A 14249-nucleotide genomic window follows, 5' to 3' on the forward strand; every position below is an offset into this window, starting at 1 on the left:
GCCCCGCCGCCCGACGCGCCAGGGTTCAGCCGGAGAGCACGTCGAGGATCCGGTCCACGTCCGCCTCCGTGTTGTACAGATGGAACGAGGCTCGCAGGTGCCCCGCCCGTGCGGAGGCGATGATCCCCGCCCGGCTCAACCCGGGCTCCCTGTCGGCGAGTCCGGGCACGGAGACGATGGGGGACGCGCCCGGCACCGGCTCGTGGCCGAGCGATGCGAGCCCCGCGCGGTAGCGGGCCGCCAGCGCCGTGTCGTGGGCGTGGACCGCTTCGATGCCGGTCTCCTCCAGGTACGCAAGGGACACCGCCGCGCCGTGGTAGGAGAGGAAGGCGGGGGGTTCGTCGAAGCGGCGGGCGTCGGGGGCCAGTTCCGAGAGCGGGCCGTATGTGGAGTTCCAGCCGTCCGCCGACGCCAGCCAGCCGCCGTGCAGCGGGACCAGGGTCTCCTGCGCCTCCTCGCGCACGGTCAGGAACGACGTGCCGCGCGGGCAGAGCAGCCACTTGAAGGCGCCGGTGACGGTGTAGTCGTACAGACCCGCGTCGAAGGGCTGCCAGCCCGCGGCATGCGTGGCGTCGTTGAGGGTGCGGGCTCCGTGGGCGGCGGCGGCCTCGCGTACCGCCGTGTCGTCGGCGAGTCGCCCGTCGGCCGACTGGACGGCGGAGTACACGACGAGGGACGTGGTGGGGCGGACCGCTTCGGCGAGGTCCTCGAGGGGTGCGTAGCGGATCTTGAGGTCGCCGCGCACCACGAAGGGGTTGATGATCGAGCTGAAGTCCCCCTCGGGGAAGAGGACTTCGGAGCCGGGCCGCTGGGCCGCGGCGATCAGTCCGGCGTGGACGGCGACCGATCCGCCGTGGGCCACGCGCGCGTGCGCCACGCCCACGAGCCGTGCGAAGGACTCGCGGGCGGCCTGCACGATCCCGAAGTCGCCCGCGCCGCCGCGTCTGCCCGCGCCGTTCTCGGCCGCGAGGCCCTGGATGGCCTCGACGGCTCGGGCGGGCAGCAGGCCGCAGCTCGCCGTGTTCAGATACGTCGACGTGGGCGCGAACTCGGCGCCGTTGATGATCCCCATGGGATCAACTCTCGCGCCCCTTCGCACCCACGTCCATCGCCGATGTGTGGAAGTGACCGGTCAGCGGTGCTTACGCGTCGCCGGCGGACTGCGGGACCGCGCAGCCGTCAGGACCGCAGGCGTCGCCGTCCGCGAGGGTGGTGAGGGGCGAGCGGCTGCCCCACGCCTGCTCCAGGGCCTGCGCGAAGACGTCGGCGGGCTGGGCGCCGGAGACGCCGAACTTGCGGTCGAGGACGAAGAACGGCACGCCGTTCGCGCCGAGCTCGGCGGCCTCGCGCTCGTCGGTGCGGACGTCGTCGGCGTAACGGGAGGAGTCGGCGAGGACCGCGCGGGCGTCGTCCGCGTCGAGACCGGCCGCCGCCGCCAGCTCCACGAGCCGCTCGTCGTCGTCGAAGACGGAGCGCTCCTCGGCGAAGTTGGCGCGGTAGAGGAGCCCGATCAGCTCGTCCTGCCTGCCCTGCTCCTTGGCGAAGTGCAGGAGGCGGTGCATGTCGAAGGTGCTGCCGTGGTCGCGGCCCTCGGTGAGGTAGTCGAGGCCTTCGGACGAGGCGTTCACGCCGAGGTTGCGCTCGGCCTCCTGGGCCTGCTCCTCGCTCATGCCGTACTTCTTGGCGAGCATCGGGATCACGAGCCCGCTGTCGCCCTTGGCGCGCGAGGGGTCGAGCTCGAAGGAGCGGTGCACCACCTCGACGTCGTCGCGGTGCGGGAAGGCGGCGAGTGCCTTCTCGAAGCGGGCCTTGCCCACGTAGCACCAGGGGCAGGCGATGTCGCTCCAGATCTCGACGCGCATGTGACTAGCTCTCTTCAGGTCGGACGGTAGTGCGGAGGATCCCTCCGGTCAGTCGGAGAACGTACGACCCGGCCCGCTCATTCCCCGGCCGGCACGGTCAGCCGCATCCGCAGGTGCGTGCCCGCGCCCTCGCCCGGCTCCGCGGGCCGCCAGCCGTGGCGGGCGTAGAAGGCCTGGGCGCGGTGGTTCTCCCGGTGGACGTCCAGGGTGGCCGCCCTGATGCCGTCGGCCCGCCACTCCTCCACACAGGCGGCGTGCAGGGCCGTGCCCACTCCCGCGCGCCAGTGCTCGGGGTCCACGTGGAACTGGAAGAGCGCCACGGTGTCCGCCGCCTCGCCCTCGGGCGTACGGAAGGACGCGACGCCCACGATCCGGCCCGCGCGGACCGCGCACAGCACGTGCCCGTTGCGGCGCTCGACGGCGCCCCGCCACGTCGCCGTGGCGTCCACGCCGCTGTCCGGCAGCCCCTCGGGGTAGTACGTGGCGCGGGCGCGGGCGTGCAGGGCCGCGAGGGCCGGGGCGTCGGCGGTGAGGGCGGTGCGTATGACGGTCGGCATCACGGTCCGCCTCGGCGTGGGGAGAATCGTTTCGGGCTGCGTCGTTTCGGGGAGCGGCGGCTCGGGGGGCGTCGTCTCGGGGCGGGCTGAGTGGATCACGCTGCGATAGACGTGTTCCGGGCGCCGTGAGTTCCGAGAGTTCCCAGGCGGCTGAACTGGGCCCGGTAGGCGCTCGGCGTGAGCCCGGTGCGGCGCACCAGGTGGCCGCGGAGCGAGTCGGCGGTGCCGAGGCCGCAGGCCTGCGCCACCTGGTCCATGGCGAGCGACGTCGTCTCCAGGAGCTCCTTGGCCCGCTCGATGCGCTGGTGGAGCAGCCACTGCAGCGGGCTCACCCCGCTCTCGGCGTGGAAGCGCCGGGTGAGGGTGCGCACGCTGACGCCCGCCTGCCGGGCGAGGTCGGTGAGCGTGAGCGGCTCGTCGAGGTGGCGCATGGCCCAGCCCCGGGTGTCGGCGCAGGCGTTGCCGCGCTCGGGCGGGAGCGGGGTCTGGGTGAACTGGGTCTGGCCGCCGGGGCGTACGGGGGCGACGAGGGCGGCTCTGGCCACTTCGTTGGCGACGGCCGCTCCGTAGTCGGTGCGGATGATGTGCAGGCACAGGTCGATCCCGGCGGCGTATCCGGAGGACGTCATGACCTGCCCGTCCTCCACGTAGAGGACGTCTCCCTTGAGGTCGAGCGCCGGATAGCGGCTGCGCAGCTCGTCGGCGAGCTCCCAGTACGTGGTCGCGCTGCGTCCGTCGAGCAGTCCCGCCTCGGCGAGCACGAAGGCGCCGCTGCAGATGGAGGCGATGCGCCGGCCCGCGTCGGCGGCCTCCCGGACGGCGGCGACGGTCCGCGGGTCGGGTTCGTAGCGGTGTCCGGTGCCCGCGACCAGGAGGGTGTCGGCCTCGCGCAGGGCGTCGAGCCCGTGCTCCACGTGGAGGCTGAGCCCGCCGGTGGTGGCGACGGGGCCGGGCTGCGGGGTGCAGACGACCACCTCGTAGCCGGGTCCGCCCGCCACCTCGACCTTCCCGAAGAGCATCTCGGGGATCGCGAGATTGAACATCGACACGGGTGAGGGCGCGATGACGGCGACCCGGTGGGGGCGCTGGGGCTGGTCGGGCCGACGGGCGGGCTTCGGGCGGGGCATGGCCAGAACCTCCGGAGGTATGGCATTCAGGCCACTACTGTAACCGCGCCGCCGTCAGCAGACTCATGGACATGGCAACGAACGACCTCCTCGAAGACTCCCGCGCGGCAGGGCACTTGACCCGGCCTGCTCCCGCTCCGGCACCCGGCGGGCGCCGCGCCTCCCCCGGCCTCACGCTCACCGCCGCCATGCTCGGCTTCGCCCTGATCACGCTCGACGCCTCCGTGGTGAACGTGGCGCTGCCCGCGATCGGCGACTCCCTGGGCGGCGGCATGTCCGGGCTCCAGTGGGTCGTCGACGCCTACACCCTCGCCTTCGCCGCCCTGATGCTCTCCACCGGCGCGCTCTCCGACCGGATCGGCGCGACCCGGGCGTACGCCGTCGGCATCACGGTGTTCACGGCCGCCTCGGTGGCGTGCGGCCTCGCGCCGTCCCTGCCCGTGCTGATCGGGGCGCGGGTGGTGCAGGGCATGGCGGCAGCGGTGGTCCTGCCCGCCTCGCTCTCCCTCGTGCGCCAGGCCTACGCGGACGCGGCCAAGCGGGCGCGCGCCGTGGCGATGTGGGCGGCGGGCGGATCGGTGGCGGTGGCGCTCGGCCCGGTCGCGGGCGGCGCGCTGACCACCGCGTGGGACTGGAGCGGCATCTTCTTCATCAACGTCCCGCTGGGCGCGGTGGCTCTGGTCCTGCTGCTGCGGGCTCCGCGCTCGCAGCGGCGGCCCGCGCCGCTCGACGTACCGGGGCAGGTGCTCGCGGTCCTGACGCTGACGGCCGTGACCTTCGCCGTCATCGAGGGCGGTACGACGGGTCTGCTCGCCCTGGTGGTGGCGGTGGCGGCGGGTGTGGCGTTCTGGCGGACGGAGGCGCGGCAGGCGCATCCGGTGGTGCCGCCGGGCCTCTTCCGCGACCGGACGGTGGCGATCACGGTGGCGGCCGGGGCCGCGTGCAGTGTCGCCTTCTACGGTCTCGTCTTCGTCTTCAGCCTCTTCTTCCAGGAGGTGCAGGGGCGTTCGGCGCTGTGGGCCGGGCTGATGTTCCTGCCGATGACGGGGCTCATCGCGGTGACGAACGTCTTCGCGGGGAAGCTGGCGGCGCGGGTGGGGCCGCGGACGCCGATGCTGGCGGGGCAGTCGCTGGCCGTACTGGGACTGCTGGCCCTGCTGTTCACGGACGCCTCTACGCCCGCGCTCGGCCTCGCGTTCCTGATGGTGCCGCTGGCTCTGGGGTGCGCGCTGACGATTCCGCCGCTCACCGCGGCGATGATGGAAGCGGTGCCTGCCGACCGGGCGGGTCTTGCCGCTGGAGTCCTCAACTCGGCCCGGCAGGTGGCCGGGGGACTGGGGATCGCGGCCTTCGGGGGGCTGGTGGCCGGGGACTTCGTCTCCGGGATGCGGGTGAGTCTGCTGATCTCGGCGGGGCTGCTTGCGGCTTCGGGGGTGGCGACGCTGGGGCTGCGGCGGGGGCGGTGACTCTCCCCGCCCCCGCCCCTTCCCGAGAACCCGGCTCCGCCGAGTTCGTCCTCGAACGCCGGACGGCCTGAAAGCCGGACGGCCTGAAGGTCAGCCCCGCCGGTGACTAAGAACCGTCCCTCAGGCCCCGGGGCCAGTTCGGGCGGAACTCGATGTCCTCGTACGTCACCACGCACCCCTCCCCCACCGGGGACTGCGCCATGAAGCCCACCAGTGCCGCGCCCGCCGTCTCCTCCTCGCCCAGGGAGAAGATCCGGACGAACGTCCAGTGCTTCCCGTCCTGGGAGGCGTGGAAGGCGAAGGCCGAGCCCGTGCGGCTTATCCGGAGCCAGACGCTGCTGCCGTCCACCACGAAGGCGTTCGAGTCGTCGGAGCGGCCGCGGGTGACGACCGTGCAGACCGTCGCCTCGTCCGGCGACCGCTCCAGGCAGAGCTTCGCCCACTCCCGGTCGCCCACGTGCAGGTACAGCACGCCCGCGTCGAACGCCGCCGCGAAACCGACCGTCACCCGCGCGATCAGCTGGAAGTCGCCTTCGGGCGCGCCGAGGAGACGCGGCGCGTCCGACGCGGGGTCCAGCGCCTCGCCCGTCGGCGGCACGAAGCGGTCCTGCCGGGAGCCCGCCCAGCCGGTGAGCGCGCCGTCCTCGTACGACCAGTTGCCGTCGGGGCCGTACGTGCGCAGGTCGAAGGGCAGTTCGGGGATAGTGACGTCCATGGGCGTCAGTGTTCCAGGCGCCCTTCGTAGCGACGCGGCAGCCCCAGCGGATTGTCGTCCCGCAGCTCGGGCGGGAGCAGCGCGGCAGGCGTGTTCTGGTAGGCGACAGGACGCAGCCAGCGCTCGATCGCCGTACCGCCCACGGAGGTGGAGGTGGACGTCGTCGCGGGGTACGGACCGCCGTGGTGCTGCGCGGGCGCCACCGCGACCCCGGTCGGCCACCCGTTGACCAGCACGCGTCCGGCCAGCGGCGTGAGCTCGGCGAGCAGCGCGGCGCCGCCGCCCTCGCCCGCGGCCTCCTCGGCCGACAGCTGCACCGTGGCCGTGAGGTTGCCGGGGAGCCGGGTGAGCACGGAGGTGATCTCCGCCTCGTTCTCATAGCGCGCGACGACCGTCACCGGACCGAAGCACTCTTCAAGGAGCAGGTCGTGCTCGCCCTCCTGGGCGAGGGTCGCCGCGAGGACCGTCAGGAAGCCCGCGCTCACCGTGTGCTCGCCGCCCGCGCCGGGCGTCACCGGCGCGTCCACGTCCGGCAGTTCGCCGCGCTCGCGCACGCCCGCCACGAAGTTGTCCCGCATCCGGTGGTCGAGGAGCACCCCGGCCTCGGTGTCGCTGACCGCTTCCGTGAGGGACTTCACGAACCGGTCGCCGCCCGCGCCCGCCGGCGCGAAGACCAGGCCCGGCTTGACGCAGAACTGGCCGACGCCGAGCGTCATCGAGCCCGCGAGGCCCGCGCCGATCTCCTCCGCGCGCTCGGCCGCCGCGGCCTCGGTCACGACGACCGGGTTGAGGGAGCCGAGCTCGCCGTGGAAGGGGATCGGTACGGGACGGGCCGCCGCCGCGTCGAAGAGGGCGCGGCCACCGCGGATCGAGCCGGTGAAGCCCGCGCCGGAGACGAGCGGGTGCCTGACCAGTTCCACGCCCGCGTCGAAGCCGTGCACGAGGCCGACGACGCCTTCGGGGACGCCGTGCAGGGCCGCGGCCCGCCGCAGCGTCGCCGCCACCAGCTCGGAGGTGGCCGGGTGGTCCGGGTGCGCCTTGACGACCACGGGGCAGCCCGCGGCGAGCGCGCTCGCGGTGTCGCCGCCGGGGACGGAGAAGGCGAAGGGGAAGTTGGACGCGGAGTAGACGGCCACGACGCCCAGCGGGATCTTGTAGCGCCGCAGGTCCGGGATGGGCGGCGTGGCGCTGCTGTCGGGGTGGTCGATGACGACGCCGAGGAAGCCGCCCTCGTCGACGACGTCCGCGAAGGCCCGCAATTGGTAGCAGGTGCGGGCCAGTTCACCGGTGAGCCGGACGGGGCCGAGCGCGGTCTCCGCGTCCGCGGCCTCCACCAGGTGTTCTTTCGCCCCGTCGAGCAGTTCGGCCGCGGAGCGCAGGAAGGCCGCGCGTACGGTGCGGTCGGCGAGGGCGGCCTGGGCGGACAGGGCGGCGCGTACCGCTTGGTCCACCTCCTGGACCGTGGCTTCTACCGCGACCTGTTCGCGCTGCTTCCCGGTTCGGGGGTCGACACTCCAGACTGGTGCTGCTGCCACCGCGGGCTCCTCAAGAGGTGATGCCACAGATGTGCTTACAGATGTGCTGCCACCCACCTGGGCTGTTCGATATGCTGAACGCTGTCTCCGATGATGAATAGCGGAGACTTCGGAGACTATTTCTCGTCGAACTAAGGGGTCAAGGGCGATGTCGGCTGGCGAGACTGGCGGGGCACAGGTCAAGTCCGCGGTGCGGACGGTGGAGTTGCTCGAATACTTCGCGGGCCGCCCCGGAATGCACTCTCTGGCCTCCGTCCAGGAAGCCGTCGGTTACCCCAAGTCCAGCCTCTACATGCTCCTTCGTACGCTGGTGGATCTTGGCTGGGTGGAGACGGACGCGACGGGCACGCGGTACGGGATCGGGGTACGGGCCCTGCTGGTCGGCACCTCGTACATCGACGGCGACGAGGTCGTGGCGGCGGCGCGGCCCACGCTCGACCGCCTCTCGGACGACACCACGGAGACGATCCACCTCGCGCGGCTCGACGGCACGAACGTCGTGTACCTCGCCACGCGGCAGTCGCAGCACTACCTGCGCCCCTTCACCCGGGTCGGCCGCCGCCTCCCCGCGCACTCCACGTCCCTGGGCAAGGCGCTGCTCGCCACCCACACCGACGAGCAGGTCCGCAAGATGCTCCCGGAGACGCTGCCCGCGCTGACCGAGCACACGATCACCGACCGCGAGAAGCTGATCGAGGAGCTGCGCACGGTCCGCGAGCAGGGCTTCGCCGTGGACCGCGAGGAGAACACGCTGGGCCTGCGCTGCTTCGGCGTCGCGATCCCGTACCGCACGCCCGCGCGTGACGCGATCAGCTGCTCCGTGCCGGTGGCGCGGCTGACACCCGCGCACGAGCAGATGGTGAAGGACGCGCTGTTCGACGCGCGGGACCGGCTGACGCTGGCGACTCGTAGGCTCTGAACCATGGTGAACATGAGCATGGACGTCGTGCTGCGCCCGGTCCACGACAGTGATCTCCCGGTCTTCTACCGGCAGATGAACGACCCCGAGTCGAACCGCGTCGCCGCGTTCACCTCGCCCAAGACGGCGGACTGGACGCTCTTCGAAGCCCACTGGAAGGGGCTTCGGGAGTCGGCCACGGTCGACGTGCGCACGGTCCTCGCCGACGGGGACGTGGTGGGGAGCGCGGCGGTGTACGGGGAGCCGGGCGAGCGGGAAGTGACGTACTGGATCGACCGCTACTACTGGGGCCGCGGGCTGGCCACGGCTGCCCTGCGGGCGCTCCTCGCGGAGGTGCGGGAGCGCCCGCTGCACGCACGGGCGGCTGCGGACAACGTGGGGTCCCTGCGGGTGCTGGAGAAGTGCGGGTTCCGGGTGACTGCGCGGGAGAGCGGGTTCGCGCATGCGCGCGGGGCGGAGATCGCCGAGGACGTTCTCGTGCTGGAGGGATGAGGTCGCGGAGCCCCGCGTGCAAGCTTCCGCGGCAGTCATGACCGTCCTGACGGCCCTGTTCGGGCGGCGGGCGCGGCGCCGGTGGATCCATCTGATCCTCGGTGGCGCGCTCGCCATGCCGTACGTCTTCGTGGGCTCCGTCATCGTCGGGCCGCTGCTCGGCGACGACAACGTGTTCGGCTCGATCACCGCCCAACTCGGCGCGTTCACCGTGGGGTTGCCGCTCGCGGCGATCACCGCGCTCTTCCCGCTCACGCGGCCCATGTCGGTGGCCGCCGTGCGCGCGCTGTGCGACGTGCCGGGCGACGTGTTCGCCGACGGGCCCGCACGGTCCCGGCAGGCGCGCGGGCGCACCGTCGCGTGGTTCACGCTGCACCTCGGGTTCGGCGGGATCATCAGCGGAATGTCCCTCGCGCTGCCGCCCTTCGCGGCGGTGCTCGTCGCCCTGCCGTTCGCCCCCGCGCTGCGGGACAGCCGGGCCGGGGCGCCCGCGGTCCTGGACGAGGGCTGGATGCTGGCGCTCTGCCCGGTCATCGGGGTCCTCTCCCTCACCGCGCTCGCGGCGTGCGCCGCGGCGGCCGGGGGCCTGCTCGCGCGCTGGGCGCCCGCGCTCCTGGGGCCCTCGCCCGCCGACCGGCTCGCGGCGGCCGAGCAGCGCGCCGCCGACCTCGCCGTACGCAACCGGCTCGCCCGGGAGCTGCACGACTCGGTGGGCCACGCCCTGAGCGCCGTCACGCTCCAGGCGAGCGCCGCCCGCAGGGTCCTCGACCGCGACCCGGAGTTCGTCCGCGAGGCGCTGGCCGCCATCGAGGAGACGACCCGGCGCACGGTGGGCGAACTCGACGCGGTTCTCGGCGTGTTGAGGGAGGGCGGCGACGGACGGGCGAGTCCGACCGCCCCGGCCCCCACCCTCTCCGCCGACCTGGACGGCCTTCTCAAGCGCACCCGCGCGGGCGGCCTTCGTGTGCGGGCCACGGTCGAGCTCGGCCCCGAGGGCCCGGACGCCCTGCCCCCGATGGTGTCCCGCGAGGCCTATCGCATCGTCCAGGAGGGCCTGAGCAACGCCCTGCGGCACGCGGGCCCCGGCGCCCCGGTGACCCTGCGCATCGCCCTGGACGGCACCGACCTGGAGATCCTCGCGGAGAACCCGCTGCCCCGCACCGCCCCCGCGTCCCGCCCCGGCGGCGGCCACGGCCTGCGCGGCATCACCGACCGGGCCAGGCTCCTGGGCGGCGCCGTGCGGGCAGGTCCCGCCGACGGGGTGTGGCGCGTGCACGTACGCCTCCCCCTGAAGGGGCCCGCCACGGCCACGGACCCGAAGGGCCCCGCACCCGCATGACCACCGACCCGAAGGAATCCCTGCCCCCATGACCGAGACAGCCGCCGCCCCCATCCGCATCGTCCTCGCCGACGACGAACGCATGGTGCGCACCGCCCTGCGCGCGATCCTCTCCGCCGAGCCCGACCTGGAGGTCGTCGGCGAGGCGGCGAGCGGCGCGGAGGCGGTGTCCGTCGTGCGCGAGCTGACGCCCGACGTGGTGCTCATGGACGTACGCATGCCGGAGATCGACGGCATCCAAGCCACCGAGCAGATCCTGCGGACGCACGCCGACCCGCCGCGCATCGTGGTCGTGACGACCTTCGAGAACGACTCCTACGTGTACGAGGCGCTGCGCGCCGGGGCCTCTGGGTTCCTGCTCAAGCGGGCCGACGCGGACTCGCTCGTCCAGGCGGTGCGGCTCGTCGCGCGCAGCGACTCGCTGCTCTTCCCTGCGGCGGTGCGCGCCCTGGCCGCCGAGCACGCGCGCGCGAAGCCCGCGGCCCCGGCCTGGGTGGGCAGGCTGACGGGGCGCGAGAGCGAGGTGCTGAAGTTGATGGCGGCGGGCCTGACCAACGCGGAGATCGCGGGGCGGATGGGTGTGGGACCGGCGACGGTGAAGACGCACGTGGCCTCGGTGCTCGCCAAGACGGGGGCGCGGGACCGTACGCAGGCGGTGATCGCGGCGTACGAGGCGGGCTTCATGAACCCCGCGTGAGCCCGGCATCACCGGCGGTCCCACAGTATGAGGAATCTCTAAGAAACCCGGCAGAACGGAACGAATACATCCGGGCCGCTCGTCCTTTCCAGGGATGAACAAGACGATCAGGCAGGCCTCGGTCTTCACGCTGCTGCTCGTGGTCGCCCTCCTGGTGCGGGCGACGTGGGTGCAGTTCTACGACTCGAAGGCTCTCGCGGACGACAAGCTGAACCGGCGCAACGTGATCGAGCAGTACGCGAACCCGCTGGGCAACATCATCGTGGGCGGTGACGCGGTCACCGGCTCCGAGCGGACGAAGGGCGGCGACCTCGCGTACAAGCGCACCTACAAGGACGGCGATCTGTACTCGGCCGTCACGGGCTACAGCTCGCAGGTGTACGGAGCGACGCAGGTCGAGGGCATCTACAAGGACGTTCTCGACGGCACCGACAACCGGCTGAAGAACCCGCTGGACACGGTCACCAACAAGCGCTCCGACCCGGGTGACGTGGTCACGACGATCGACCCGGCGGTGCAGAAGGCCGCGTACAAGTCGCTCGGCGACAAGAAGGGCGCGGCGGTCGCCGTCGACCCGAAGTCGGGCAAGATCCTGGGGATGGTGTCGACTCCCTCGTACGACCCCTCGGACATCAGCGGTTCCACGGACTCCAAGGAGTGGTCGGCGCTCCTGAAGGACAAGGAGAAGCCGCTGGTCAACCGCGCGCTGCGGCAGCCGCTGCCGCCCGGTTCGACGTTCAAGCTGGTCGTCGCGGCGGCGGCCCTGGAGGACGGGCTCTACGGCTCGGCGGACAGCAAGACCCACAGCCCGAACCCGTACATGCTGCCCGGCACGACCACCCCGCTGAAGAACGAGAGCGCCTCCGCGCCCTGCGAGGACGCGACGATCCGTACGGCCCTTCAGTACTCGTGCAACAACGTCTTCGGGAAGATGGCCGTCGACCTGGGCCAGGACAAGGTCAAGTCGATGGCCGAGAAGATGGGCTTCAACACGGACAAGCTGGACGTGCCGGTGCGCGCGTCCGAGAGCGTGTACCCCTCGGACATGGACAAGGCCCAGACGGCGCTCACCGGCATCGGCCAGTTCGACGTGACGGCGACGCCGCTGCAGATGTCGATGGTCACCGGGGCGATCGCCAACGGGGGCGAGCTGGTGTCGCCGCACATGGTGTCCCAGATCACCGATTCGGGCGGCGACGTCCTGCAGTCCTTCGACGACGCGGATTCCGAGCGGGTGATGAGCCAGGACACGGCGAGTCAGCTGCAGTCGGCGATGGAGACGGTCGTCGAGAAGGGCACCGGCACGAACGCGCGGATCAGCGGCGCGGACGTGGGCGGCAAGACGGGCACGGCCCAGCACGGCGAGAACAACAGCAAGACGCCGTACGCGTGGTTCACCTCGTACGCCAAGGGCAGCGACGGCAAGGAGGTCGCGGTGGCGGTCATCGTCGAATCGTCGAGCGCGGCGAGGTCCGAGGTCAGCGGCAACGGCCTGGCGGCGCCGATCGCCAAGGCGATGATGTCGGCGGCTCTGAAGTCATAGCCGCCGAGGGGTGGGCAGCACGAGCTGTAGCCGCGGGGTGCCGGTCGGGTATGACGGGCACCCCGCGGAGGTCAACGGCGCGACCTCCACACCTGCCAGCCCCAGAGGGCGGCGAGCGGAATCAGCGCGCCCGCCAGGAGACCTCCGACGAAGCCGAAGCCGCTGCCGGTGTCCCCGTCGTCGACGGCGACGACCACACCCGCCAGGACGACGACCACCGCCATGACGGCCGCCAGCGCATAGAACCGCCGGCTGAAGAACCGCCACCGCTCCGGCATCCGCGGCGGCGCCGCGATCTCCGCCTCGGGCCCGAGGCTCGCGGCCAGGGGCCGCTTGAACCACGCGTAGACGATCCAGTTCCCGCAGGCCTCCCAGCCGTCGGGAGCCAGCTGCTCGTCGATGCCCTCGCGCCCCCGCGTGACCAGCTCACGCCGGTACTCCCAGCGCTGCGGCCGTTCGAGGTCCCGGTGGCTGACGAAGCGCCCGATGGCGTCGACCCGCTCGACCTCCCACCCCTCGGCGCCGAAGCGGTTCAGGAGCTCCTCGTCGACGTACGTGTCGGCGGTCCACCGCCACGTCTCGACGTGCGCGCCGGGCTCCCCGGGGCCTTGGTCCCCCTGGTCCCCTCGGCCCCCCGCGGGCACCAGCTCACGGGCGAACTCCCCGACGGGGCCGAACTCCGCCTCCGGGTCCGCGCCGCCCGACTCCTCCAGGTGCGCCGCCAGATCGGCGAGGGTCGCCTCCACGCGGGCGGACGGCACCCCCTGCTCCCCCAGCCGCACGGCGAGGTCGTCGAAGTAGCTCATCGCACACCCGCCTTCGCGAGGACCTCACGTACCGATCCGTCGAAGGCGAGCCACAGCCCGCCCTGCTCGCCGAGGGTGGCGCGCCCGGCGTCCGTCAGGGAGTAGTAGCGCCGGCCAGGACCCTTCTCGGTGGCCCGGAACTCCGCGGCGACCAGGCCCGCCTCCTCCAGGCGGTTGAGCACGGGGTAGAGCGTGCCGCCCTTGATCTGGCCGAAGCCCGCGGCGCCGAGCAGCTTGGCGATCTCGTAGCCGTAGCTCTCGCCGTCGGTGAGGCCGGCGAGCACGAGCAGATCGAGTACGCCCTTGAACCAGCTGGCCCGGCGGTCGGTCTTCGCGCCCCCGGAGGCGGGTGGGGTCATGGTCAGCTGCCCTTCGGGGTCGGTTCGTAGGTGGGGGTCACGGAGCCGATCGGCGCCGGCACGGGAAGCGTCAAGTCCCTTATGGAGAGGGCGACATGGATGGCGACGGGCAGCAGCAGGCTTCCGGTCGACACATAGAGCCCGGCGAACAGCACGCCGACGAGGGCGAAGGCGATGGCGCCGCTGCGGCCCTGGTAGAGGCCCGCGAGGGCGTAGACGAGGACCGAAAGGGCCGCCGCGGCATAGAGGTTGAGGCCGAGCACGCCGACGCCGAAGGCGATCAGGAGGCCGCGGTAGACCAGTTCGGCGCAGATTCCGTCGGTCACGGCGACGGCGATCGCGAGGCGGCGCTCCTGCGGGGTGCGCGGCAGCATCGCCTGGATGGAGGCGAGCCCCGGCACGTTCCTGCCGCCTTCGGCGAGGGCGCGCATCTTCCGTCCGGACACCACCGAGACCGCCACGACAGCGACGATGACGACGGCCGCGGACACCGGTGATTCGGGGGCCGCGATGCCGAGGTCGGCGGCGGACATGGCCGGTGAGAGCAGCAGTACCACTCCGGCGAGCGCGGCGAGGACCCACCAGAAGGCGAGCACGAAGGTGAAGTAGCCGACGAGGGCGCGTGGTTCGGTGTCGCGGCGGCGGGCGAGCGAGCCGTACAGGCGGCGGCCGAGCAAGGGCTCACCGAGCAGCAGATACGCGCCGAGCACGGCGGCGACGGCCATGGACGCGGCCGAGAAGTCGGGCGCGAAGTCAGGTGCGAGGCCGGACGAGATGGTCATGGTGGGATTCCCCCTTCCCGAAGGGGCCGCGGCGGACGTGCCGCGCGGCC

At 72.7% G+C, this 14249-nt stretch carries 15 protein-coding genes; 6 read left to right on the plus strand and 9 right to left on the minus strand.

Features of this window, described 5'->3' with window-relative positions; translation table 11 throughout:
• Window positions 1-25: 25 nt before the first annotated feature.
• The 4 genes from ACFUPX_RS27460 to ACFUPX_RS27475 form a co-directional block, all read right to left on the minus strand.
• Window positions 26-1072, minus strand: a complete 1047-nt coding sequence (locus ACFUPX_RS27460; RefSeq protein WP_383328100.1) for an aminotransferase class V-fold PLP-dependent enzyme — start codon at window positions 1070-1072, stop codon at window positions 26-28.
• Window positions 1073-1142: 70 nt separating this feature from the next.
• Complete coding sequence (locus ACFUPX_RS27465; protein WP_383328102.1) at window positions 1143-1862, minus strand: DsbA family oxidoreductase; 720 nt, start codon at window positions 1860-1862, stop codon at window positions 1143-1145.
• 77 nt (window positions 1863-1939) lie between these two features.
• The gene (locus tag ACFUPX_RS27470; protein WP_383328105.1) at window positions 1940-2419 is read right to left on the minus strand and encodes a GNAT family N-acetyltransferase; all 480 of its coding nucleotides are present in this window, start codon (window positions 2417-2419) and stop codon (window positions 1940-1942) included.
• Between the two features lie 95 nt (window positions 2420-2514).
• The gene (locus tag ACFUPX_RS27475) at window positions 2515-3546 is read right to left on the minus strand and encodes a GlxA family transcriptional regulator (protein WP_383328108.1); all 1032 of its coding nucleotides are present in this window, start codon (window positions 3544-3546) and stop codon (window positions 2515-2517) included.
• A gap of 71 nt (window positions 3547-3617) precedes the next feature.
• Between ACFUPX_RS27475 and ACFUPX_RS27480 the strand changes: the two genes are divergently transcribed.
• On the plus strand, window positions 3618-5012 hold the full coding sequence (locus ACFUPX_RS27480) for an MFS transporter (RefSeq protein WP_383328111.1): 1395 nt from the start codon (window positions 3618-3620) through the stop codon (window positions 5010-5012).
• 106 nt (window positions 5013-5118) lie between these two features.
• On the opposite strand, the gene ACFUPX_RS27485 is transcribed toward ACFUPX_RS27480, so the two are convergent.
• Window positions 5119-5727 carry a DUF1349 domain-containing protein gene (locus ACFUPX_RS27485; RefSeq protein ID WP_383328114.1) on the minus strand — a complete coding sequence of 203 codons (609 nt, stop codon included), beginning with the start codon at window positions 5725-5727 and terminating at the stop codon, window positions 5119-5121.
• 5 nt (window positions 5728-5732) lie between these two features.
• A complete protein-coding gene (locus ACFUPX_RS27490; RefSeq protein ID WP_383328117.1) occupies window positions 5733-7262 on the minus strand; it encodes an aldehyde dehydrogenase (NADP(+)) in 1530 nt (509 codons plus the stop codon).
• 148 nt (window positions 7263-7410) lie between these two features.
• Here ACFUPX_RS27490 and ACFUPX_RS27495 point away from each other — a divergent pair, with 148 nt between their 5' ends.
• The 5 genes from ACFUPX_RS27495 (at window position 7411) to ACFUPX_RS27515 (ending at window position 12252) form a co-directional block, all read left to right on the plus strand.
• Window positions 7411-8181 carry an IclR family transcriptional regulator gene (locus ACFUPX_RS27495; RefSeq protein ID WP_383328120.1) on the plus strand — a complete coding sequence of 257 codons (771 nt, stop codon included), beginning with the start codon at window positions 7411-7413 and terminating at the stop codon, window positions 8179-8181.
• Between the two features lie 18 nt (window positions 8182-8199).
• Window positions 8200-8673, plus strand: coding sequence for a GNAT family N-acetyltransferase (locus ACFUPX_RS27500; RefSeq protein ID WP_383328229.1), 474 nt, complete (start codon window positions 8200-8202; stop codon window positions 8671-8673).
• A gap of 37 nt (window positions 8674-8710) precedes the next feature.
• The gene (locus ACFUPX_RS27505) at window positions 8711-10012 is read left to right on the plus strand and encodes a sensor histidine kinase (protein WP_383328232.1); all 1302 of its coding nucleotides are present in this window, start codon (window positions 8711-8713) and stop codon (window positions 10010-10012) included.
• 28 nt (window positions 10013-10040) lie between these two features.
• Window positions 10041-10709, plus strand: coding sequence for a response regulator (locus ACFUPX_RS27510; RefSeq protein ID WP_383328123.1), 669 nt, complete (start codon window positions 10041-10043; stop codon window positions 10707-10709).
• A gap of 94 nt (window positions 10710-10803) precedes the next feature.
• Window positions 10804-12252, plus strand: coding sequence for a peptidoglycan D,D-transpeptidase FtsI family protein (locus ACFUPX_RS27515; protein ID WP_383328126.1), 1449 nt, complete (start codon window positions 10804-10806; stop codon window positions 12250-12252).
• Window positions 12253-12323: 71 nt separating this feature from the next.
• Here the strand turns inward: ACFUPX_RS27515 and ACFUPX_RS27520 are convergent, their stop codons facing one another.
• The 3 genes from ACFUPX_RS27520 to ACFUPX_RS27530 are packed head-to-tail and all read right to left on the minus strand — an operon-like array spanning window position 12324 to window position 14199.
• Window positions 12324-13058 (minus strand): DUF6223 family protein, encoded by a 735-nt coding sequence (locus ACFUPX_RS27520; protein WP_383328129.1) that lies wholly within the window; start codon window positions 13056-13058, stop codon window positions 12324-12326.
• Entirely contained in the window at window positions 13055-13417 is a 363-nt protein-coding gene (locus tag ACFUPX_RS27525; protein ID WP_383328132.1) for a PadR family transcriptional regulator, read from the minus strand. Before ACFUPX_RS27525 ends, ACFUPX_RS27520 begins: the two co-directional genes overlap by 4 nt.
• 2 nt (window positions 13418-13419) lie before the next feature.
• Complete coding sequence (locus tag ACFUPX_RS27530) at window positions 13420-14199, minus strand: CPBP family intramembrane glutamic endopeptidase (protein ID WP_383328135.1); 780 nt, start codon at window positions 14197-14199, stop codon at window positions 13420-13422.
• Between the last annotated feature and the right edge of the window lie 50 nt (window positions 14200-14249).

The organism is Streptomyces sp. NPDC057302 (assembly GCF_042667685.1).
GTDB lineage: Bacteria > Actinomycetota > Actinomycetes > Streptomycetales > Streptomycetaceae > Streptomyces.

Bases quoted from the DNA above. Each gene is read 5' to 3' on its own strand.
- ACFUPX_RS27495 (WP_383328120.1), top strand. From the start codon at position 7,411: ATGTCGGCTGGCGAGACTGGCGGGGCACAGGTCAAGTCCGCGGTGCGG.
- ACFUPX_RS27530 (WP_383328135.1), bottom strand. From the start codon at position 14,199: ATGACCATCTCGTCCGGCCTCGCACCTGACTTCGCGCCCGACTTCTCG.
- ACFUPX_RS27515 (WP_383328126.1), top strand. From the start codon at position 10,804: ATGAACAAGACGATCAGGCAGGCCTCGGTCTTCACGCTGCTGCTCGTG.
- ACFUPX_RS27505 (WP_383328232.1), top strand. From the start codon at position 8,711: ATGACCGTCCTGACGGCCCTGTTCGGGCGGCGGGCGCGGCGCCGGTGG.
- ACFUPX_RS27500 (WP_383328229.1), top strand. From the start codon at position 8,200: ATGGACGTCGTGCTGCGCCCGGTCCACGACAGTGATCTCCCGGTCTTC.
- ACFUPX_RS27475 (WP_383328108.1), bottom strand. From the start codon at position 3,546: ATGCCCCGCCCGAAGCCCGCCCGTCGGCCCGACCAGCCCCAGCGCCCC.
- ACFUPX_RS27510 (WP_383328123.1), top strand. From the start codon at position 10,041: ATGACCGAGACAGCCGCCGCCCCCATCCGCATCGTCCTCGCCGACGAC.
- ACFUPX_RS27485 (WP_383328114.1), bottom strand. From the start codon at position 5,727: ATGGACGTCACTATCCCCGAACTGCCCTTCGACCTGCGCACGTACGGC.
- ACFUPX_RS27525 (WP_383328132.1), bottom strand. From the start codon at position 13,417: ATGACCCCACCCGCCTCCGGGGGCGCGAAGACCGACCGCCGGGCCAGC.
- ACFUPX_RS27470 (WP_383328105.1), bottom strand. From the start codon at position 2,419: ATGCCGACCGTCATACGCACCGCCCTCACCGCCGACGCCCCGGCCCTC.
- ACFUPX_RS27465 (WP_383328102.1), bottom strand. From the start codon at position 1,862: ATGCGCGTCGAGATCTGGAGCGACATCGCCTGCCCCTGGTGCTACGTG.
- ACFUPX_RS27460 (WP_383328100.1), bottom strand. From the start codon at position 1,072: ATGGGGATCATCAACGGCGCCGAGTTCGCGCCCACGTCGACGTATCTG.
- ACFUPX_RS27520 (WP_383328129.1), bottom strand. From the start codon at position 13,058: ATGAGCTACTTCGACGACCTCGCCGTGCGGCTGGGGGAGCAGGGGGTG.
- ACFUPX_RS27480 (WP_383328111.1), top strand. From the start codon at position 3,618: ATGGCAACGAACGACCTCCTCGAAGACTCCCGCGCGGCAGGGCACTTG.